The sequence below is a fragment of the Nostoc sp. 'Lobaria pulmonaria (5183) cyanobiont' genome, from assembly GCF_002949795.1.
Classification (GTDB): domain Bacteria; phylum Cyanobacteriota; class Cyanobacteriia; order Cyanobacteriales; family Nostocaceae; genus Nostoc.
In genome coordinates this window covers 5,413,735-5,435,481 of sequence record NZ_CP026692.1, presented here as the reverse complement: position 1 = coordinate 5,435,481, position 21,747 = coordinate 5,413,735, and the positions used below count along the sequence as shown (strand labels likewise).

16 protein-coding genes and 1 pseudogene are annotated in these 21,747 nt (G+C 41.6%); 10 read left to right on the top strand and 7 right to left on the bottom strand.

Annotation, left to right across the window (positions count from 1 at the left end; genetic code table 11):
• Positions 1-910: 910 nt before the first annotated feature.
• Both NLP_RS35655 and NLP_RS35650 read right to left on the bottom strand, forming a co-directional pair.
• Positions 911-6,217 carry an Ig-like domain-containing protein gene (locus tag NLP_RS35655; protein ID WP_158680513.1) on the bottom strand — a complete coding sequence of 1,769 codons (5,307 nt, stop codon included), beginning with the start codon at positions 6,215-6,217 and terminating at the stop codon, positions 911-913.
• A complete protein-coding gene (locus tag NLP_RS35650) occupies positions 6,156-6,551 on the bottom strand; it encodes a DUF4347 domain-containing protein (protein ID WP_104908534.1) in 396 nt (131 codons plus the stop codon). The genes NLP_RS35655 and NLP_RS35650 overlap by 62 nt, the downstream gene beginning before the upstream one ends.
• Before the next feature lie 324 nt (positions 6,552-6,875).
• Between NLP_RS35650 and NLP_RS33530 the strand changes: the two genes are divergently transcribed.
• Positions 6,876-7,028 carry a hypothetical protein gene (locus tag NLP_RS33530; RefSeq protein ID WP_158680512.1) on the top strand — a complete coding sequence of 51 codons (153 nt, stop codon included), beginning with the start codon at positions 6,876-6,878 and terminating at the stop codon, positions 7,026-7,028.
• A gap of 167 nt (positions 7,029-7,195) precedes the next feature.
• Here the strand turns inward: NLP_RS33530 and NLP_RS36225 are convergent.
• Together NLP_RS36225 and NLP_RS24120 are read right to left on the bottom strand one after the other, a co-directional pair.
• A pseudogene (locus NLP_RS36225) lies at positions 7,196-7,522 on the bottom strand (IS982 family transposase); the annotation flags it as partial.
• A 76-nt stretch (positions 7,523-7,598) separates the two neighbouring features.
• The gene (locus NLP_RS24120; RefSeq protein ID WP_104908533.1) at positions 7,599-7,976 is read right to left on the bottom strand and encodes a VOC family protein; all 378 of its coding nucleotides are present in this window, start codon (positions 7,974-7,976) and stop codon (positions 7,599-7,601) included.
• 215 nt (positions 7,977-8,191) lie between these two features.
• On the opposite strand from NLP_RS24120, the gene NLP_RS24115 reads away from it, so the two are divergent.
• The 3 genes from NLP_RS24115 (at position 8,192) to NLP_RS35155 (ending at position 11,501) form a co-directional block, all read left to right on the top strand.
• Complete coding sequence (locus tag NLP_RS24115; protein ID WP_104908532.1) at positions 8,192-8,908, top strand: hypothetical protein; 717 nt, start codon at positions 8,192-8,194, stop codon at positions 8,906-8,908.
• Between the two features lie 1,140 nt (positions 8,909-10,048).
• Positions 10,049-10,894 (top strand): S-formylglutathione hydrolase, encoded by an 846-nt coding sequence (gene fghA / locus NLP_RS24105; RefSeq protein WP_104908530.1) that lies wholly within the window; start codon positions 10,049-10,051, stop codon positions 10,892-10,894.
• A 475-nt stretch (positions 10,895-11,369) separates the two neighbouring features.
• Positions 11,370-11,501: an SDR family oxidoreductase gene (locus NLP_RS35155; RefSeq protein WP_104908529.1), complete on the top strand. Its 132-nt coding sequence runs from the start codon at positions 11,370-11,372 to the stop codon at positions 11,499-11,501.
• 70 nt (positions 11,502-11,571) lie between these two features.
• Here NLP_RS35155 and NLP_RS24095 read toward each other — a convergent pair whose 3' ends face one another.
• Positions 11,572-12,369 carry an SAM hydrolase/SAM-dependent halogenase family protein gene (locus NLP_RS24095; protein ID WP_104908528.1) on the bottom strand — a complete coding sequence of 266 codons (798 nt, stop codon included), beginning with the start codon at positions 12,367-12,369 and terminating at the stop codon, positions 11,572-11,574.
• Positions 12,370-12,524: 155 nt separating this feature from the next.
• On the opposite strand from NLP_RS24095, the gene NLP_RS24090 reads away from it, so the two are divergent.
• The 3 genes from NLP_RS24090 to NLP_RS24080 all read left to right on the top strand — a co-directional run bounded on the left by NLP_RS24090 (position 12,525) and on the right by NLP_RS24080 (position 16,280).
• A complete protein-coding gene (locus NLP_RS24090; RefSeq protein ID WP_104910015.1) occupies positions 12,525-13,433 on the top strand; it encodes a hypothetical protein in 909 nt (302 codons plus the stop codon).
• A gap of 14 nt (positions 13,434-13,447) precedes the next feature.
• Positions 13,448-15,370, top strand: a complete 1,923-nt coding sequence (locus tag NLP_RS35150) for an Hsp70 family protein (RefSeq protein ID WP_104908527.1) — start codon at positions 13,448-13,450, stop codon at positions 15,368-15,370.
• An 85-nt stretch (positions 15,371-15,455) separates the two neighbouring features.
• On the top strand, positions 15,456-16,280 hold the full coding sequence (locus NLP_RS24080; RefSeq protein WP_104908526.1) for a zinc-dependent peptidase: 825 nt from the start codon (positions 15,456-15,458) through the stop codon (positions 16,278-16,280).
• Positions 16,281-16,466: 186 nt separating this feature from the next.
• Here NLP_RS24080 and NLP_RS24075 read toward each other — a convergent pair whose 3' ends face one another.
• Complete coding sequence (locus NLP_RS24075; protein ID WP_104908525.1) at positions 16,467-16,922, bottom strand: EVE domain-containing protein; 456 nt, start codon at positions 16,920-16,922, stop codon at positions 16,467-16,469.
• Between the two features lie 115 nt (positions 16,923-17,037).
• The gene (locus tag NLP_RS24070) at positions 17,038-17,682 is read right to left on the bottom strand and encodes a class I SAM-dependent methyltransferase (protein ID WP_104908524.1); all 645 of its coding nucleotides are present in this window, start codon (positions 17,680-17,682) and stop codon (positions 17,038-17,040) included.
• Positions 17,683-17,819: 137 nt separating this feature from the next.
• Here NLP_RS24070 and NLP_RS24065 point away from each other — a divergent pair, with 137 nt between their 5' ends.
• From NLP_RS24065 to NLP_RS24055, 3 genes are all read left to right on the top strand, one after another.
• Positions 17,820-19,478, top strand: a complete 1,659-nt coding sequence (locus NLP_RS24065) for an ArnT family glycosyltransferase (protein WP_104908523.1) — start codon at positions 17,820-17,822, stop codon at positions 19,476-19,478.
• 74 nt (positions 19,479-19,552) lie between these two features.
• Positions 19,553-20,020: a MarR family winged helix-turn-helix transcriptional regulator gene (locus NLP_RS24060; RefSeq protein ID WP_104908522.1), complete on the top strand. Its 468-nt coding sequence runs from the start codon at positions 19,553-19,555 to the stop codon at positions 20,018-20,020.
• 161 nt (positions 20,021-20,181) lie between these two features.
• The gene (locus tag NLP_RS24055) at positions 20,182-21,654 is read left to right on the top strand and encodes an HlyD family secretion protein (protein ID WP_104908521.1); all 1,473 of its coding nucleotides are present in this window, start codon (positions 20,182-20,184) and stop codon (positions 21,652-21,654) included.
• Positions 21,655-21,747: the final 93 nt, after the last annotated feature.

Genomic DNA, 21,747 nt, shown 5'->3' with positions numbered 1-21,747 from the left:
CTTTCGTCAATGTAAAAATTCGTTTGAGTATCTCATCTTATTCTAAATTACCCAAAACGTTAAGTTAAATTTAAGCTTAAACTTGATAGTTAGTAATAACTTCAAAATCAAACCAATTGCTCAAAGGTTAAACCTTAATATTCGTACTGCAATTTATAACAATTTTCATTTGAACGATTATATTTACCTCTTCAATAAAAAACTAATATTGAAGTATGTATTCCGACAAAGTTATATCTGTGGATTGGGCTACTGTCCGCAAAATTTAGCTTGACATAAACTAAGACAACTACAAACTCAAAGACTGCCATCCCCGACTGAAATCTGTGTCAGTGCATTTGTACTATATATTTTCTGTTTGATTTCAAGCCAGTTGTGGTGAAGCGGTGACGCTGCGCTGCATCCACCTTAAGGTGGTTCGGAGAGCGTGAACGTCAACAACTGGCCATTGGGTAGGATTTTGAGACGGGAATTGATCCCTTGTAGAATTTTCTCAATGTCCCTGTAACCCTGTTGATATATAAATTAAAACTGCAATAGAAAAACTTTGGATGCCAAATTGCCAAAAGCACGTATTTCTAATCTACGATGTACACACAAGTTGAAAAAAGCTTGATTTTCCACGTTTATCTCGTTCCCATACTCTGCATGGTAATGGCTATTAGATACTGCTGGCTCCAGTCAGGCATTGAGTCTCTAACTCAATAAATGCATTCCCAGTCTGAGACTGGGAACGAGAACGAGAAAAGTCTTATCAAGCTAGGTTTTTAGGACTTGTGTGTACACCGTAGGTAAGGCGCGGGGGAGTGGATTTGATTTAAGAGTTTATGATTTTTCCTCTAAAATTTCTGGAGGTAAACTCATAAACTCTATTCCAAAATAATGATGCGGCAACACGGAGACGGATATTCTAGAGAACTGGTATAAAACCACTCTCTGTAATCAAGCTGGGATTGATGCCGCTCAAAATAGCTAATGTCTCATTTGTGGAAGTAATCCGAATAGAAGTCTTATTACTACTTGCAGAGATAGTTAAAGCGCCATAAGTTAAACCACCGAATAAACCAAGTTTGTCGATGCCATCCTTAAAATCAAAAATGGTATCACTGCCGTTTCCTGATGCGAGAACAAAAATATCCGCACCTGTTTGTCCATAAAGTAAATCGTTGCCAGCGCCGCCAATCAGGATGTCATCACCTGCACCACCATAAAGGTAGTCATTGCCAGCATTACCAATCAGGCGATCGCTGTCATTCTGACCGTACAGGTAATCATTGTTACTGCCGCCTAAGAGACTATCATTACCATTACCGCCATAAAGATAGACACTAGCAATCGTGAATGATGAAGCATTTAAAGTATTGTTACTAATGCCACCTGTCAATGTTACTCGTTCAATATTGATCAGGCTATCATTACCTAAACCGCTTAGTTGAGTGTTAGTCAAGGTAAAGTTGACATCGGCGGATTCACTTACCGAATCAATGCCATCACCACCGTCGAGAATATCATCGCCTTTACCGCCATAAAGGTAGTCATTGCCAGTACCACCAATCAGGCGATCGTTACCATCATGACCGTAAAGGTAGTCATTTCCTGCATAGCCGTAGATAGTATCATCAGTTGTACCGCCATTTAGCCTATTGCCTGAAGACGTACCATAGATGGTCTTTTCGCTGACATCATTAAGATTGACAGCGATCGCTTGTTTAGCACTTATATCAGTGCCATCACTGACAGTAACTTGTAATTGAAAGGTAGGATGGCTCTCAAAGTCAAGGTCATCGCGATCGCTAACAATAATTTGTCCTGAAGTGGGGTTGATGCTAAAAGCAGTTTTCCCATCTCCATCGAGATCGAGATTGCCATCAATAATTGTCCAGTTGGAAAATGAGCTAGTTCCCTCGATATCGGTAGCAACTACAGTACCAACTACCGTGTTATTACTGCTATTTTCATTAACGCTGAAGCTTTGATTTGCAGTAACAACTGGGGCATCATTGACAGCAGTCAAGTTAATAGTCTTGGAAACTGTAGCACTAGTACCGCCATCACCATCAGTCAACACAAAGCTGATAGTACGGGCAGTAGTGGAGGGATTCTCAGAGATGTTGACATAAGTAATACTGCGTATCAAGGCTTGGATAGCAGCAGGTGTAGCTTTAGAGTTAAAGTTGATTACCAAGTCTTGAGTGCCAATACCGCCACTGAAAGTAGCAATCAAGCTAGTATCGTACAAAATGCTTGTGTCGTTGACTGCAATTTTATTTATTGTGCTGCTTTGGACGATGAGGCGATCGTCAGCACTTCCGCCATTACTGAATTGAACAGTCAATTTACCTGAATCGAAGTCTTGGGAATCAGGGTCTAGGACGGTTGCACTAAGATCAATGAAAATAGCAGGGTCGTTTTCAGTATAGGTGGGATTAGTTCCTGGCAAACTGAGTATAGGAGAATGGTTGACAGCAGTAACATTAATCGCCTTAAAGACATTAGCACTAGTACCGCCATCACCATCAGTCAACACAAAGCTGACAGTACGGCCAGTAGTAGCGGGATTCTCAGAGACATTGGCGTAACTAATACTACGTATCAAGGCTTGGACGGCAGTAGGCGTAGCTTTAGAGGTAAAGTTGATTACCAAGTCTTGAGTCCCAATACCACCACTGAAAGTACCGATCAGGCTACCATTGTACAAAAAGCTTGTGTTGTTGTTGACTTGAATTTTATTTGTTGTGTTGCTTTGGATCATGAGGCGATCGTCAGCACTTCCACCATTACTGAAGCGAACAGTCAATTTACCTGAATCGAAGTCTTGGGAATCAAGGTCTGCAACAGTTGCATTAGGATCAATGAAGATAGCAGGGTCGTTTTCAGTGTAGGTGGGATTAGTTCCTGGCAAACTGATTGTAGGAGAATCATTAATAGCAGTAACGTTAATCGTCTTGGAAACTGTGGCACTAGTACCGCCATCACCATCAGTCAATACAAAGCTGACAAGACGGGGAGTAGTGGAGGGATTTTCAGAGACATTGGCGTAATTAATACTGCGTATCAAGGCTTGGACGGCAGTAGGCGTAGCATTATAGTTGAAGTTGATGACTAAATCTTGAATGCCGATGCCACCAGTGTAATTACCAATCAAGCTAGTATTGTAAAAAACATTTGTACCAAAATATTCAATTTTATTTGTCGGGCTATTTTGAATGGCAAAACGGTCATCAGGAGTACCGCCATTACTGAAGCGAACAGTTAATTTACCTGAATCGAAGTTTAAGGAATCAAAGTCTGTGACAGTTGCATTCGGGTCGATGAAGATAGCAGGTGCATTTTCAAAGTAAGTGGGGTTTGTGCTGGGCAAAGTAACTGTAGGCGCTTGATTACCAACATTTAAAGTTACTGTTGCAATATTAGAATCTGCGTAGGCGTAGCCCGTCGTAGACATCGCATCATTAGCTTTATAGCTGAATGTATCAATACCTTGAAAGCCAGCATTAGGAGTGTAAGTAAAAGACCCATCAGAATTAAAAACAAGGCTACCGTTATTTGGCCCAGACACTAGGGTTGCTTTTAGTGCCGTATTTTCGCTATCTGTGTCATTGGTTAATACACCAGCAAATAAATTGTTAGGAGTAGCGCGGTATTGAATGCGACCTTTGAAACTTTCGCTGGCAGGGTCGCCATCACCGTATTCTTGGAAGGTGGCATCAAAATTGAGAATTTCGCTGCCAGAACCGTAGACGATTTGGTTAACTGTAAACTGGCCTGTCAAGTTGTTATAGCCGCGTCCAGCACCACCTACATCTAAACCAGGCTGATTAGAGGTTTGAAATGGGAAACGTGCTGCACCTGTGTATGTAGTGGCTACTGTAAGTGGAGCGTTAAATGGAGCTGCAAATGAAAGATCCCACCATGTGCCGCCAGTTCCAGATTCAGAGTAGCTGATGCGGATACCGTTGTTGCTACTGGGATTGGTGGGGTAAGCACGAACAGCGTTAAACTTACCTGTGGCGGGAGTATAGCTATAGTAATCACTCTGACCGATGTAGTTACCGCGATCGCTATCTAAAGTCAGCGATGTAATCGCAGCAGCAGTCTGCAAGGAAGTATTGGCTGAGACAAAATAAGTATCGTTTGTCACCACTGGCGGCTGATTAGTGCCAATAGCTTTACTCGTAACCTTGATATCATCAACCCCAATCCACTCATCTTCTCCATTCGCATCAGTAGTAATAAACCGAACTTGAACTTGTGCCTGATTAGTAACTTCGGGTGGTAATAAGACACTTATCCGTGCTTCACGTGCGTCATAAGACGCTGAGGTTGAGGCGTTATTAGAAGCATCGGGTACAAAAGCAGCTGGCAGGTTGGTGAAATTCCCTGTATTTCCAATGCGGTATTGTACAGCAACAGATTGAATGGCATCGCGGGTTGAGGTGTCTATATCACGTAGCGTAAAGCTAAGTTGGAGATTTTGCCGCCCAGTAGCATCTAAATAAATAACTAAATTCGGTGCTGTAGCGGTTGATGAGCCTCTGAGGGCAATAGTTGGATTGCTCAATGCAAATTCTGTAATCCCGCTATTTGTGTAGGTATTTGGATTACTTTGATTAGCATTCACATCAACAGGAGTTGTAGACCCATCAGCTAATACTGTTTGTGGGTTAGTCCCCGTGCTACTAACTAAACCATCACCTCGAAAACCCCTGATATTGGGTAAATTACTCCAATCATCATCCGTAGTAATCAAATTAGGATTTGACCAGTCTTGGAGAAAGTCGCTTGTTGCTAGTTTGTAATAAGTTAAATTCAAGGGAGTGGGAAGATTATTAGAGGGTGCCTCGTAACGTGTTACAAGAAAGTTACCGTTGTCACTTCCCGAAACCACAATCTTACCGTCAGACTGAACGGCAACCGCAGTATTTTGAGAATAACTACTGGCAACGGGGGTTATGACTTTACCACTATTGCCAAAGCTGGTATCTAAGCTGCCATTAGAGTTGTAGACAGCTAAAGCAAAATCACGGCGATCGCTTCCGTTTTGGGCAAACCCAGACACGACAATTTTGCCATTCTGCAAAATAGCCAAACTTTGACCAACATCATTGCTGCTGCCTAAATCTGTAACAACCTTACCGCCATTACCAAAATTAGCGTCCAGAGTGCCATCAGAGTTATACCGCGCTAGAGCAAAATCTCCATTGGCACCAATATTCCCAGTAGATCCGGCCACAACAATTTTGCCGTCAGATTGCAGAGCAACACTATTTGCAAAGTCATCTGTGCCAGGAAAGTCTGTGATTACTTTACCGTTACTGCCAAAATTAGTATCTATACTGCCATTAGAGTTGTAACGTGCCAGGATAAAATTATTGTTGCCATTAATGTTCATGGCACTCCCAGTCACTACAATCTTACCGTCTGGCTGAATCAGGATACTTGCAATAAAGTCTTGGCCGTTGCTCATGGAAGTAATAACCTTACCCCCATTACCAAAGCTAGTATCCAGACTACCATCTGAGTTGTAACGTATCAGGGCAAAGTCATTATTGAGGGAACCGTCATTTGGGTTAAGATATCCCCCCACAATAATTTTGCCGTCTGACTGGACGGTAATGCTTTGTATCCATTCGTTTTTACCCTCAAAGTTTGTAACAACTTTTCCGCCATTGCCAAAGCTGGTATCCAAGCTGCCATTAGAGTTGTAGCGTACAAGACCAGCATCAACCTGGTTGCCATTGTAAGTAATTCCGCCGATTAAAATTTTGCCATCTGACTGAATGGCAACACTGTAAGCCCTATCGGTTTGGTTAGCAAAATCTGCGATCGCCTTGCCGCTATTGCCAAAGCTGCTATCCAGGCTACCATTTGGATTATAACGAGCCACCGCAAAGTCACCATTGCTGTTGTAGGTTTCTCCTACTACTACAATCTTGCCATCCGCTTGAATCGCAACAGCATAAGCTGTGTCACTACCACCAATATTTGTAATCACCTTACCACCAACTCCAAAGGTAGTATCGAGGTTTCCAGGAGCAAGTAGTCCTGTATAAGTAGAAATAGTCTCTTGTCGAAATGCCAAAGCTATAGGATCTGGCATTGAAAAATCTTTGCCGACTTTAACCTGTAAATTCCAATCTCCTCCCAAGGCTGCATTACCTGTCGGTGTAGTAGAAGCAGTAATATTTGCTCCCGTCAATTGGTGTAACTTCTGCAAAAATATCCTCTCCTGCATCTCCAACTGCGACGTTACAGCCGTAGAGTATTAGAGATGGAGAGAACCAAGTTTGTAGCTCTTGGGTATAGCGTTCTAAACTGCTGAGACTGAGTTGGGTATTACCTAGATAAAGGCAACCGGGAGAACCATGAGAAACAATGTGGACACTTTCAACTCTCCGGCGCTGTAAAAGTGTTTGAGTAATTTGCTCTACCCCATCTTGGCTCGATTCAAGGACTATTACCTCAATTTCTGATACAACATTTTTCAGCAATATTTCATAGTTATTAACGGAGGAGTCAAGGAAAAGGATGCCTGTATTCTGAATATTCATGTTCTTGCAGTTCTCCGCTAAAGTTTAGATATCTAATTGTTTGTGAAACTCTTGAATAAGAGAAAATAGATTGAATGATTTCAGGACGAAAGCATAATCCATCCATCATTTATTGAAAATTAAACTTGATTTTTTACCATCAAGAATTATCAAACAGAAAAATCATTCTCTCTTCGCTATTTTGCTGGTAGCAGATATTAATTACATCGATATATTTTCTGAAATATTATTAAGAAGCGATAAAGCCTCAAAAAATAATTAGTAATAATTAGTAATAATTACTACTTTAATAAGAAAGAATTCAGGAGTCAGGAGTCAGAATTCATGCTGAATTCTGCACGTCTGGCGGATAAGTCTAATGGAATATCTGACAAGCAAAGCTCTCTCGACAACTCGTCGCAATCACACGCCCGCAGTTTGGACTGCTATGCCAACGTTAACGGTTGTGACGAAGTTGGTCAGAGCGATCGCTATTAGCCCAAGTTGCTAGTTATTAAATTTTAGATTTTTTTGCATCCGTCAATTCATGCGATCGCCATCACAAGTTGACGGTTACACGTAGCTCAACTGTCAATTTTGACTAAATACAAAAATCTAAATACTGAATTATTTAGCGTCGAATATTTAACTTATCTCAGAAATGCTTATTGTATGGTAAATGAAAAAATAAATGCTTCAATCTTCAGTAAAAACCCTAGCCAAGTACAAGCATGAAGAGATTTTGGAAAAACAGCAGTAATACCACTGAATACGGTTTCAATATCATGTTGAGTAGATTGTTTGATCTATTGATTCTAGGGTTGGTCTTGACGCAAGGAATTCCTCTTATGCATTACTTTTAAGAATATTTGACTACTTTCTTCCAGATCATTATCGACGGTATAATCAGTATAAGCTGAATTAGCATATACTTCGCTACCAGGTTGGCGTTTCGGAGGCAAGGCATTGAGCGCACGTACATCTAAAGCGCTATCTGCACAGCTTGAGGATTAGGTAGTAATATGAGTTCAGTTGCTACCTAAATCCCCGATTTCAGCAATAAGCTAGTTAAGACTGCGGATTTTGCCGAAGTCCCAACAAGTTTCCGTCAATATCTTTAAAGACAGACAATTGAACTCCGTGACCGACATCTGTAATTGGCCCAACTTCAACTCCTTTTTCAATAAGGCTTTGACGAGCAGCAACTATATCCTTTACAACAAAGGTGCTAACAGTACTACCTGCAACAACAGAGTTACTTAAGTTCAGTCCAATTGCAAAGCGCTCAATATCAGGGATACTAAACTGTCTCCAGCTAGGCGTGTCATATTTTGATTCAAGAACTAAACCGAGTTTGTCTTTATACCATTTGACACTAGCTTCCAGATCGGTAACGTCTACTTTACTAACGAAACTATATTCACCAAAGGTGTTTTTCAATGTCATAATCTACTGTCCTAATCCAAAACTTTTACAATATAGCTATTATCACCCTTTTTCGCGATAAAAAGCTGTAAACCTATCGTTAAACAGTAGTTTAATATTTAGAGGCAGATTATGAAAATTCATCCCAAATCAATTCTTCTTATTTTAGTTCAGCAATTCTCCCTTTTAAATATTTATACTGAAAGCTAAGTCTTTTAAGAAACCAAAGAAATATAATGTTTACGCACATCAATGCTAACTTCACGCGGATAGATGAGATAGTTCCTAATATATATAAGCTTTCTATCTCTAATAATAAAAAGTTTGTTTTTAGTCAATTCCTTATCCTTGATGAGCGTCCGATGCTTATTCATACGGGTCGCTCAAATTGGTTCGAGCAAACTTATGAACTTGTTTCGTCTGTCTGCGATGCTTCAAAACTTCATTACATTGGTTTATGTCACCTTGAGGCTGATGAGTGCGGAGCGCTTAATCAATGGCTTGAAGCAGCGCCGCAAGCAAAAACAATTGTAAGTCCTCTGAATCAATCGAACATGGATGACTTTGCACTACGACCAACAACGGCTCTTAAGAATAACTTTGCTCTTTCCTTGGGTAAAAGAGATATCATACTGATTGAAACTCCTCATTTTCCTCATGGATGGGAGGGTTGTATATTCTATCAGCCGCAAGAGGAGATCCTTTTTTGTTCCGATCTTGCGGCTCATCCTGGTCAGTTCGAGGAACCGATTACCGAAAAGGATCTTACAGAATCTATCATTAACTTTCAGCAAAAAGTCGGGTTTATGTCTGAAGGAAAAAGCTTCACTCGAGGGATTGAGGCAATAGAGAATCTACCCATTAAGTACCTTGCAACAATGCATGGTTCTATTATTCATGGGGAGTCCATCTCGAAGCTTCTTTCAAAAATGAAGCAAACCTTTGGGTCTTAAGTTGATTGTAGCCGTGAAGGGCTACTAGACTGTTGAATTTAACTCTCAAGTTGATTATTTTAAGTTTTGTCAGCTTTTAGAACTCGATCCTTCTAACTGGAGTTTAGATTAAAGCAAGCAAAAATAGCTCGACATTTGAAGCAATTGATTCCATGTCGAACAATGAAATGAACTCAGAGCAATAAAAGAAATGAAAAGCAGTTAGGCAGTATTTTTAGATACTTTCTTAGGCTTGTTAAAAGCTTTTTTCACAATCGGATAACGAGTCCGTGGCGCTCTGGGCCTACCGCTACAGTGTACACACAAGTATGACCAGCATAGGTTTCTAGGACTTACGCACTGTACAAATTAATCATAGTATGTTTCACGAAAATAGGTCGTTTCAGCCTTTATTAATTGTTCTTTGATGATCAGTAAACCCGCGCTGTAGGGGCACAGCAATGCTGTGCCCCTACGACAGATGTGGTTTTTAAAGCCTTACATACTATGTATTTTGTGTCAATGCGTAAGTCCTAGTTTCAACTCTTCTAGTAGTTTCGTAGAATGCGTTATGGACACGCCGAAATAACAAATGCGTACGCCAAAATAACAAATGAGTACGCCAAAATAACAAATGAGTACGCCGAAATAACAAATGCGTACGCCAAAATAACAAATGAGTCCGCCGAAATAACAAATGCGTATGCCAAAATAACAAATGAGTACGCCAAAATAACAAATGCGCTCACCGAAATAACAAATGCGTACGCCAAAATAACAAATGCGTATGCCATGATTGCAACAATTTAGCTTTGTCACGCCAGCGTAACGCACCCTTCTCCTATCGGAGACGCTACGCGAACGGGTGACGCTCCTGCGCCGCTAACAGCAGTAGGCTGCGGAGGAGCCAGTGCGGTCTTGGGGTCTCCCCAAGTGAAGCATCTGGCGTTGGAAACCCTACCAAGAGCGCTGCTTCACCGCAAATCTTTGGTAGATGAAGTTTTTCCGACTTGTGTGTACACCGTAGGGGCCTACCGGGAGTGCAACCAGGGGACTTTCCTCGCTAGTTTTACCCCAAGTTGTGCAGGCAAGAGGAACAGATTTAAACTTACGCTAAAATAATCATTCTCCCACAACCGCTCAGGAAATAGAATACAACCAATGCCTAACCTCAACCTCATTTCCGAATTTATTTGCTTTGGTGGCAAACTCGGCTTTTACAGTCATCCCTCCTCAACCTGTAATGGTGAAATGCGCTTTAGTATTTATCAACCACCACAAGCAACTCAAAAACCTGCGCCGATTCTCTATTTCCTATCTGGTTTGAGTTGCACGGAAGAGAATTTTATGGTTAAGGCGGGAGGAGTGCAGCGCTTTGCGGCTGAGTACGGTTTAATATTGGTTGCACCAGATACTAGTCCGCGTAATACTGGCATTGCAGGTGAGGATGACGACTGGGATTTTGGCACAGGTGCAGGCTTTTATGTTGATGCTACAGAAGAACCTTGGCGTAAAAACTACCAAATGTATAGTTATATTGTTGAGGAATTACCTGCTTTAATTAACGCAAATTTCCCCACCCAACCTGATAAACAAGGTATTTTCGGTCATTCAATGGGGGGACACGGGGCGCTTGTCTGTGCAATCAGAAACCCAGAACTCTATAAATCAGTATCAGCCTTTGCACCTCTAGCTGCACCTATGCGTTGTCCTTGGGGTCAAAAAGCTTTTAGTGGTTATCTTGGCAGCAATCAAGAAAGTTGGCGTGCTTATGATTCTAGTGAATTAGTCAGACAACAAAGATATCACAGTTCAATTCTCATTGACCAAGGGACTGCTGATAAATTTTTAGCTGAGGAATTATTACCAAAGGTGTTTGAGCAAGCTTGTGCAGATGTTAATCAGCCGCTAAACTTACGTTACCAACAAGGCTACGATCACAGTTATTATTTTATCGCCACTTTTATTGAAGATCATATCCGCCACCATGCCAGCGCTTTAGCTTAAAACGTAATTGACTAGTGACCTTATTAACTCTAAAGATTTTCCTGCTTTGACTGCGGTGGCTTTTTAGCTTCGTCGAATTCACCTTAAAATAATAGATATATGGCATAAAACTGAACGAGGAATATCATAAGGACTACTGTAGGGGAAAGTAAAGTAGCCACTCTCTTTCGTGATGTTGATTATTCTTGTTTACTGTTGAAAATGGGGGAGCGATCGCTCTTTTTCACTTGGTAGAGTCTGGAGTTTAAACTAAAAGCGATCGCTGATTGATTTGGGTGTGGGTAGACGGGGAAAAGTGGAAATAAGTTATGAACGAATAGATGTTTATGCTGCAACTAAGGCAGCCGTGCGCTATTCGCACGCACTTGGTCGGTTGACCTCAAAGACCGGGTCAATGTTGTCAGCCCTGGGATTATCCCCACAGACGTTGATGATCGCCTGGGGATAACTGACGAAATGCATACGGCGATGTTGAATGGCATTCCCAAGGGAATGCCATTCAACATCGGATGAAGTCGCAAAAGCTGTCGTGTTCCTGGCTTCGGACGACAGCAGTTATATTACCGACATTGAATTGTTCGTCGATGGCGGTGTGGCACAAATCTAATCGCTTTTAGTCAGGGCAACTGACAATGTTAGTCTGCACTCAGCCACAGACAGAAGCCTACTACCAAATTTTAGGCAATTTGAGTTACTTGCTGATTCACACGGGGACGACCAAAGCGTTCCCAAGCACTCCCTCCTCGCAGAAATAACTCTAGGAAGCGCAATGGTTCTCCTGAATCGCCTTTTGACCAACCAGAACTACCAGGAGCAAAAGCTAAAGTTCCTTCAGACACCTTGAAACTGCCATCAGAATACACTGCATCGCTGACCACATCTCCAATCCGGATCACGATCTTGCTTTGAGGCTCCAAATTAAGTGTATGGGCCCCGATAGTTGTTTTGATGTTGCCGTAGCCATCAATCCAGGCAATTCGATCTGGTGGAACATCTGGGATTTGCTCACTCTTCAAGCTATCTCCCAAAATGCTAAAATCTTCATTCATAATGGCAGCCGCAGCCGGAGGAAACACATCCCGTGAGCGAAACTGCGATCCACCACGAGAAACGTTGATCGCTCGCAACTCCTTTGTATAGTCTTTGATAAAGGAGAGAGTGTAGCCCGCATTCACACCCACGACTTTTACACCATTAGATAAAAGGGCATAAGTTAGTCCTTCACCTTCATTGTCTCGACGAGCTTCAGGATCGTCCTGACGAGGCGCACAGTTGTGATAAATTAGGCGATCGCTATCGCTAGGACCAGGGTTGAGTCCCAGTTGGGCAATCCAGAATCCCGTTGCTAAGGTACTGAATGCTGGAACCGAAAGCAAATGAATTTGGGCATGGGGAAAAGTCATCAGCAGACGTTGTGTGACTTCAGTAAATGCCGGATCTCCTGTGCCGTAGTCTGCAATCACGCAGATAAACATTCTGCTCCTCCTTTTGATGGGTAGTAATTTGCAATCAACCTAATTCATAATTAGGAATTATGAATTATTCCGTCATTATGTAATTACAGGGTGAAATGAAAAAATGAGTGTTGATTTCACTCCTAATTAATAACGTTAAAGTCTTAATCAATGCAATGAAAACAATCACCTCACTTTTTAGCGAAGAACGCAACCAACTCCAGACAGATATTGATAATACAATCGGCATTGAGCAAATAGTTAAACTGGTTCAAAACCGACTCGATAATCTCGAAAGAATTTATATTGAAAAGCTTAATTTGGCTCAAGTTCGTCTAGCTTCCTTTTTCCTGGATACCCTGCGGCAGTCTATCGCGACTCTTGCAGCAGCTAACTATCTTCAAGCGGCTCCAACAGAGCAAAGGCAAATTACTAACCCAAGTACAAAGTTTTTTTCGAGCAGATTAATCCTGAAACTACTACAGGGACTAGTTTATCTCGGCATCTTAGGCTCGTTGTTTTCCTTAACTAAAACTACCCCAGGTGCTTGGATGGCTATCTTATTAACCTCTCTACTTATAGGACTAGAAATTGTACTTCAACTCGAATTAAACAACCAGCAAAATAATTCTATATCTGAAGGGCTATTGGAATTACCCCAACCGATTCTCCGAGTTGATAGCAAAGTATTTCTAGATTGCCTTGGCGATGCTCTCAACACTATCGACCTAGCAGTAGCTAGAGTAGAAGAATCAAATAAACATGAAGGCGACTTAGCAATAGAAGAATTGCCAGAGCTATTAAATTTTCTGCAAAGGCTAATGGGCGCATCAAAACTTGATAAACCCCAAATGGCTCATGAACTGGCGAAACTTCTGCCACAGATTTTAATGTCTCAGGGAATTAATACTCAAATTTACCGACCAAATGACCCGCATAGCGATCGCGAGTATTTTGACTTTGAGCCAAGTATTGACCCCGATACCAAAGATCACGTCACTCTAACGCCGGCTTTGTTAAAAGGCGATCGCTTGATTAGACGCGGTAGGGTAATTGAGCCAGCATATTCCTCTGCTAGAGAATAATAGACAATAAGGGTATGGAAATTTTAGAAACAATCGGTTTTGATTTGGGACACGGTGAAACGGCTGTAGCTAAAGCGATCGTGGAAAGCATCGAACCCCCCCAGATGCTGGAGATTAATAACAAGAAGAACCAAATTACAGCACTTGGTTGGCATCCCAAACTCGGTTATCTTGTGGGAGAACAAGCATTAATTCAAGCTGGCGTTACCCAACTGACAATCTCTTTCAAGCAAAAACCCAACAACGATCCCAAATATCGGGAAACAATTAGTACCTTTGTGGCAACCTACTACCGCCTATTGAAAGAAAGCAAACAACTTGCAGGTGGAGAAGGTAGCTATTTTTACATTGGTTGCCCTTCAGGATGGTCAGTTAGCGATCGCACCGAATACCAAAAGCTACTTCAAGAAGCTGGCATTCCCCGACTAAATGTTGTACCCGAATCGCGGGCTGCTTTCATGCAAGCTAAGGAAGCCGGGAAGTTGGAGTATGACAAACTTGTTGGATCGGTGCTAATTGTCGATATCGGTTCTTCAACCACAGATTTTACTCTGGTTAAGAGCTTAGAAGAGATACCCATAGATTTCGGGAGTAATACTTTAGGTGCATCCCTAATTGACAAAGCAATTTTTGCCCGGACTCTCGCCAACCACGAGCAAAAAGCATTACTCGAAAAAGTATTTCAGGAATATCCGCATCACCAAGCTCGTTGTGAACTTGCTTGCCGCAAAGCTAAAGAAGATTACTTTTCTAATGAACAGCTATACAGCGATCCTGAATCCTTTGCGCGTGGCTTCGAGTCGATTAACGAACAGATTTATTTTATTCCCCAAGTCAATAAATTGATGATGGAGGAAATTTTAAACCAACCTTTACCTGAATTAGAGCTTAATAGTTGGATTAAATCATTTCGCAACTCTTTAACCGAGGCAAAAGAAAAGCTGGAAAAACTTGGAATAGTGCCGAAACTCGTGCTGATGACTGGCGGTGCATCTCGCATGAAGTTCACGCACGTTCTTTGTCAGGAAATGTTTCCCGAACCAGAAACGCTGCTTCGCCCAGATCCGGAGCCGGAACGGTGCATTGCAATGGGTTTAGCACGAGTAGGACGATGGGATCTGCGTGCTGCTGCTTTTAAACAAGAAGTGAACAAACTATTTACCTCAAATAAACTTAAAGGTTTGATTGAAAGGCATATCCCGGAGTTAATCGAATCACTAACTAAACCTTTGGCGGATGGCTTGATTGTCAATGCAGTTAAACCAGCTTTAAAAGATTGGCAAAAAAATAAAATACGGACTTTAGCCGATTTGGAAACAGCTTTGATCGGTCGAGCAGAACAGTGGCTTAAAAGCGATCGCGCTGTGCAGATAATTAATCATCAATGCGCTTTTTGGTTTAGCAATAAAATCCAACCCGATTTAGCCGCACAAACCGATCCTATATGTCGAAAGTTTCAGATACCTAGAAGCAGCTTAAGGTTCGAGGATAGTATTGACCCAAATTTTGTTAACCCAGAGTTACAAATTGGAGATGCTATCCTGGCTGAGACAGTAGCGTTTATCGTCAATGTAGTAATTGGTGGAGGCGCTGTGGCTAGCATTATCACTCTAATACTAACTGGACATTTAACCTGGCCGATTGCACTAGTATATGGGGCTTCGGTGATGGCGGCAGGAATGGAGCTAAATCGTAAGACTGTTCAAGAAGTAATTAAGACAAATGTGGATGTACCTAGTTGGATTCGTTCTAATTTTTTGAGCGACAAAAAAATTCAGGATATGTGTGAGCAAATAAAGCCTGAGTTAGAGAAAGTTCTGCAAGAACAACTGACAGCAAATCAAGAGGCATTTGATAAACTGATTGTCAAAGTTGAGCAAGGACTTCAAACAAGCCTTTCTACTAAGGTTCAATCTTGCGTAATTCTGATCCAATAGCAGTAGTTAGTGAGGCACAACAATAACAATTATTCTAAACTTTCTGCTTACTAGGGAATTAAATATGTAAGTTGCTCAAAAGTCAATGATTAAAATCATAGTTTTCTTTTTCCTCATTGGGCTGATTCTCGCTGGGATTTTATTCAATCCGATTCTAGTAAAAAGGCAAAGAAATCGGCTCAAACATCGTTCTTTTCCCCCACTTTGGAATGCCATTATTGAGAATAATCTTCCCATTTATCTCTGTCTTTCTCCCAATGAAATCAGACGACTTCAGGGACATATTCAAGTTTTCTTAGCAGAAAAGCAATTTATTGGCTGTAGAGGATTACAGGTGACAGAGGAAATGAAACTGACTCTTGCTGCTGTCGCCTGTTTACTTCTATTAAATGAACGTGGGCAGTACTTCCCCAGACTTCGTTCAATTCTGGTGTATCCTAACGCTTATTTTGTTCAGGAAACAACTTCTGTCGGAAAATATGTTGTTGAAGAAAGGCGTGTGGCGAGACTGGGTGAATCGTGGACAAATGACCAAGTAGTGCTGTCTTGGGAACAAGTGAAACAAGACATTAATAACTGGAGAGATGGACGTAACGTTGTGCTTCATGAATTTGCCCATCAATTGGATCAAGAAGATGGTAAAGCTGAAGGAGTTCCGATACTGCAACACAACTCAGACTATCCTATTTGGGCTAAAGTGATGACAGAAGCATATCAGCAACTTTGTAATGATGTTCTACAAGGTACAAAGACGGTAATGGATAGCTATGGCGCAACGAATCCCGCAGAATTTTTCGCCGTAGCGACTGAGACATTCTTTGAAAAACCGCACCAATTGTTGTCTAAGCATCCAGCACTTTATGAGCAACTGCAACGTTACTATCAATTAGATCCTGTGCAATGGGTGTGAACTAAATATAGCAGAATTCCGAATTCCGAATTCAGGAGTAAAACACGTTTTCTACCTGGATAACAGACGAATCGTTGTGTATCTCACTTTCCTTGAAATTTGCTGTAAGTGGGCAAGAATAAATCACATTATGTTCAGTTAATCAACCTTCCTTAAAAATGTATTACGAATTACGAATTATTTTAACTAGGAGGTTTTCATCGCCAGAATTTTCAAAGCTACTGCTTCAGGGACAGGCATCACCGATAACCGATTTCCTTGTCTCACCAACATTAACTCTTCAGCGCTAAACTTCTCTTTGAGTATTGATAACAAGATGGGATTAGAAAAAGTCTCAACAAATTCTACTACAACTGTTTGCCACCGAGGGGATTCAGAATTTGATTTCGGGTCGTAATATTTACTTTCTGGCTCAAACTGAGTCGGATCAGCAATATCTTTTTTCACTACACGCATTAACCCAGCAATACCGGGAGGATTAGTGCTGGAGTGATAGAAAAAAGCTAAGTCTCCTTCATCCATAAGGCGCAAAAAGTTGCGAGCTTGATAATTGCGAACACCGTCCCAGATAGTCTCTTTCTGCTGTTGAAGGTCAGCAATACTATAGGCTTCTGGTTCTGATTTCATTAGCCAATAATTCATTTACAGAAATTATGTATATACAACAAATCACAAAAATGTTTAACAAGGAGATTTTGCCCCTTGTCTTTGAGATGGTAGCTGGATTCACGTCGTGCTGTACTAGTGAATATTTGACTTAACTACGATAAGCTATAACCGCATAAAACGGATCTCCTCCAGCTGCACCCAACCACTGTAATAAATTCGGTAATGTTGATTTATGAGCTATAACTTCTGCGGTTGTAAATCCTGGAACTGAGGCAAAATACTCTTTGACTAATTCAACTCGCTGTGCCTCTGAAGCCTCTCGCCAAGCTTGAATCGCCTTTTCAAAAAACATCCGGTTAGAAAAGCTGATAATTGCAACACCACCGGGTTTTAGGATACGGTACATTTCGGAAAATACTGCTTCTGGATATTGCACATATTGCACAGATACGCAATTGAGAACAGCATCAAAATCTTCATCTGGTAAAGGTAGCTGGGGATTTTCGTTAAGATTTTGCACAAAGTAATGATTTAAGTGGGGATTTCGTGCTAATTCCTCAGCGTTGAGTCCGTGTCCCTCCACATGGTCAAACTGCATCTCTTCTGGTAGATGAGACACCCAGCTGCTCATCATATCAAAAATACGAGTGTTGGGTTTGAGGCGATCGCGGTATAAATCCGTTAGCTGTTGAATAAATCCTTCATCCACATGGGTAACGAAGCGAGGATAGGCGTAGAACAGCTTATCGTCTGTGTCATCTAATTTCAGGCGTTGATTCGGTCTTAACTGCATAAATCTCTGTTTTGGAGAACTTTTTCGGAAAATAGCGGCAATTTCAAGTATTTTTCAACAATCACTATGTAACATATTTTAATAACAACAGGACACTTAAACGAGTATAAATAGCAGCATTCAATTTTATCAATTCAATGTTCCATAAACTACACTTCTGGCAGCATATTTGGCGAAAAATCCGCCTGGTAGAATCGTTACCCTATTTAAGTTTGTTCCTTTGGATGCTACCCTTATTATTATTTACTTCTGGGCACAATAGCCTGATGGCACATGATGAAGCCCTTTACGCTTCGCGTGCCCGTCTGATGTTTGATTCTGGTAATTGGATAACTCCTTGGGAAACGGCACATCATAAAACACCTGGACCTTATTGGTTAATCGCCAGTTTCTACAAGTTGTTTGGTATCAGTGATACTAGTGCGCGTCTTCCTAGTATGATTGCTAGCATTTTTAGCTTATGGCTGGTGTATGAAATTGGCAAAATTATGCTAGGCAAAAAATTAGCTTGGCTAGCTACTGCTATTTTAAGTGGGGAATTTCTCTGGCTACAATACTCTCGCTTAAGTACGCCTGATGTACCGATGATTTTCTTGGTACTTTTAGCTATTTTTTCTTTAATAAAAACAGAATTACATCCTAAATATCACTATTTTTGGAGTTTTCTAGCTGGTTTCAGTTTAGGTTTAGGCTTCTTAGTCAGAAGCTTTATGATTTTTTTGCCAATTATAGCTTTATTACCTTATTTAATTTGGGAACATCACCGTCATCGTCATCTTACTAATCCAATTTTATATCTGGGCTTTTGCGTAGGTTTAATACCCACTGGCATTTGGCTGTGGTTAAGCTGGCTGCACTATGGAAATCAGAGTTTTGAGGAGTTGCTTAAGTTTGTTGTGCAGCTAGGTTCTGAAGATCGGGAGCATAATGGGCCGCTATTCTATGTATGGAATATTCCTTTAAAAGCATTTCCTTGGCCTTTTTTCGGACTTTTAGGTTTGTTTTTAACTGTCCGTCGTCCCATTCCTCTTTACCAATTAATATTAGTTGGTTTTCCACTTGTCTTATTTGTAGAATTGAGCATTTTTAGCACTCGTTTATCTCACTATAGTCTTTGCCTTTATCCGTTTATAGCTTTGTTGGCATCTGTGGGTTTAAGCTGGTTAGGCAATATTTACCAGACAGGAATTCACTCACAATTATTTCTTAAAAAAGGTAGAAAAAATATATTGAACCTTTTTGCAAAGAATAATCTTCCTCGAAACCTCAGTTATGGCTTTGGTGGATTCGGTGTTTTTCTTGTAATAGCAAGTACTGTTATTATTAGTTACGGTGGTTCTGACATCCGCAAGTATGCAACTATTACCTTAGCTATGGGGTTGGGTTGGTTAATTTTACCTGTGGTGTGGATTAGTCGCTACCACTTTAGCAAGAAGTTTCTCACAGCCCGTTACTGGATTGCAGGATGGTTAATTACCTGTTGGCTAACTTTGGCGACGATGGGTAGCCTCGGTTTGTTAAGTGACTATAATCCTATTTTAAGAACTTTTTTACAACAAAGTGCGATCGCTTCAATTATCCAATCTCATCCTATCTACTATGTGCAAATAGACCAGAAAACCCAAGTATTGCTTAATTTCTATCTTTCTATTCACCCCCAACAAGTAGGCTCTATTTCCCAAATACCAGCTTTAAGCTATGCTTTGATCTATACTGACCAGTCCCCTAAATTATCTCGGACTTACCGCATTATCGGTACAGTCAAAAAGTACCAGTTGATTCAAGTTCTTCCCTAAGACGGATGCAAAGCAAGTATTGTTAAATGATATTGATTTAGGTATAATAGTACGTACACTAAGTATTTTCTTAAATGGTTTCTACATCTAATCACTCCCCACCTTTAGAGTCGTGGCAGCAAAATCTGGCACCATACAATTTGGGCTACAGAATCAAATTAGTCTCGCAACTGCTGAGTCGCAAGTTTACTGAGAGGCTAGAACCCTTTGGACTTACGCCATTTCACTGGTTGGTGTTGTGCTGTCTTTGGCAAGAAGATGGTTTACCTACTTCTAGTATTGGTGACAAACTCAAACAAGTGGGAGGGACTTTAACAGGCGTACTAGATCGGATGGAAGAACGCGGCTTAGTGCGTCGAGAACGCGACACTCACGATCGCCGCATCTGGCGAATCTGGCTCACGGATGCAGGTAAGCAACTAGAAGCTGTCTTACCGCCTATTGCGGCAACAGTGCGTGATGAAGCAATGGACGGTATTTCCTTCGCTGACCGAGAACTATTTTCCCAAATCTTGAACCGGGCGATCGCTAACCTCTCCTAAAGATAATGCCATAATCACCCGACCGGGGGAGGCAGTGTAAAGATATGTTTTGAGATAATATTACGCATACTAAGGAAATAAGTTTTTTTTCAGGGAATATTACGCATTTTAAATAAAAGACTATTAATCAAGTTATTGAACGCACAAGGAAGTTAACAATCATGGGTGCTAATACTTTGAACGGACGCAACGGACACAAAACCCCAATTTTAGAAAAAGAAGTGATTCCCGATTTAGAGACTTTAGAAACTGTTACCGCAGATACATCCGCAACAGCAGAAGCACCTGTTGTAATTCCTGAGACAGAGAAAGAAGTTGCAGCGAAACCGAAGCGGAAAAGACCGACTGGTTTAATTTTGGCAGGATTAGGTGTGGGTGCGATCGCCGCAGGCACTTTTGGTCTTCACTACTGGCAATACGCCTCCACCCACCAGGAAACTGACAACGCCACCGTTGCGGGAAACATTCACCAAGTTAGTAGCCGCATTCCCGGAACTATAAGTGAAGTGCTAGTGAATGATAACCAACTGGTGCAACCGGGACAATTGTTAGTGAAGTTAGATCCACGGGACTATCAAAGCAAGGTGCAACAAGCACAAGCCGCCCTAGAAAATGCTCGTGGTCAGGCGCAAGCCGCCCAAGCAAATATTGCTTTGAGTTCACAAACCACTACTGGTAAAACAACTCAAGCGCAAGGAGATGTCAGTGGTGCAGTAGCAGCAATTTCTACAGCCCAAGCAGCAGTACAAGAAGCCCAAGCTGGGATTCCCGCCGCTCAAGCAACAGTACAAGAAGCTCAAGCTGGGATTCCCGCCGCCCAAGCGCAGGTAGCGCAAACAAACGCGAATTTGGAAAAAGCCCAAGCAGATTACAATCGTTACAACGAATTGTATAAAACAGGTGCGATTCCTCGTCAGCAACTAGACACAGCCAAGGCTGCTTATGATGTGGCTAGGGCACAGAAAAACGCTGCAATTCAGGGAGTACAACAAGCCCAAGCCCAGTTAGCCTCCGCCAAAGTTGGTGTCGCCAAAGCCCAGTCTCAATTAGCACAAGCGCAAGAAAATGTCACCAACGCCCAAGCTAAATTGGCAGCATCTAAAGGAGGATTGCAACAAGCTACCGCAGGTGGACAAGATACCACAGTCAAACGTAGTCAATACGAAGCAGCAAAAGCGGCGATCGCCCAATCAGAAGCATCGCTCAAAGACGCACAATTGCAACTATCTTATGCGAATGTTACTGCCCCCAGTGCTGGACGGGTAGGTAGAAAAAACGTCGAAATTGGCAACCGAGTGCAATCGGGAACACCATTAATGGCGATCGTGGATAACAGCTATTGGGTAATTGCGAACTTTAAAGAAACTCAATTAGAAAAGATGCGTCCAGGAGAGCCAGTAGAAATCAAGCTGGATACTTTCCCTCATCATACCTTTATTGGGCGTGTTGACAGTATTTCCCCAGCTTCCGGCGCTCAGTTTGCCTTATTGCCACCCGATAATGCTACAGGTAACTTTACTAAAGTTGTCCAACGCATTCCTGTTAAAATAGTTTTCGACCAAAAGAGCATTCAAGGATACGAATCGCGGATTACTCCTGGGATGTCTGCGGAAGTTGCGGTGGAAGTCAAGTAATACCAAATCGGCTTAAAACAGATGAAAAACCTCTTTCTGCTTATGACATTCTCCTACATCTAAAGAGAGGCGTATAGAGATCAGGTGAGATGA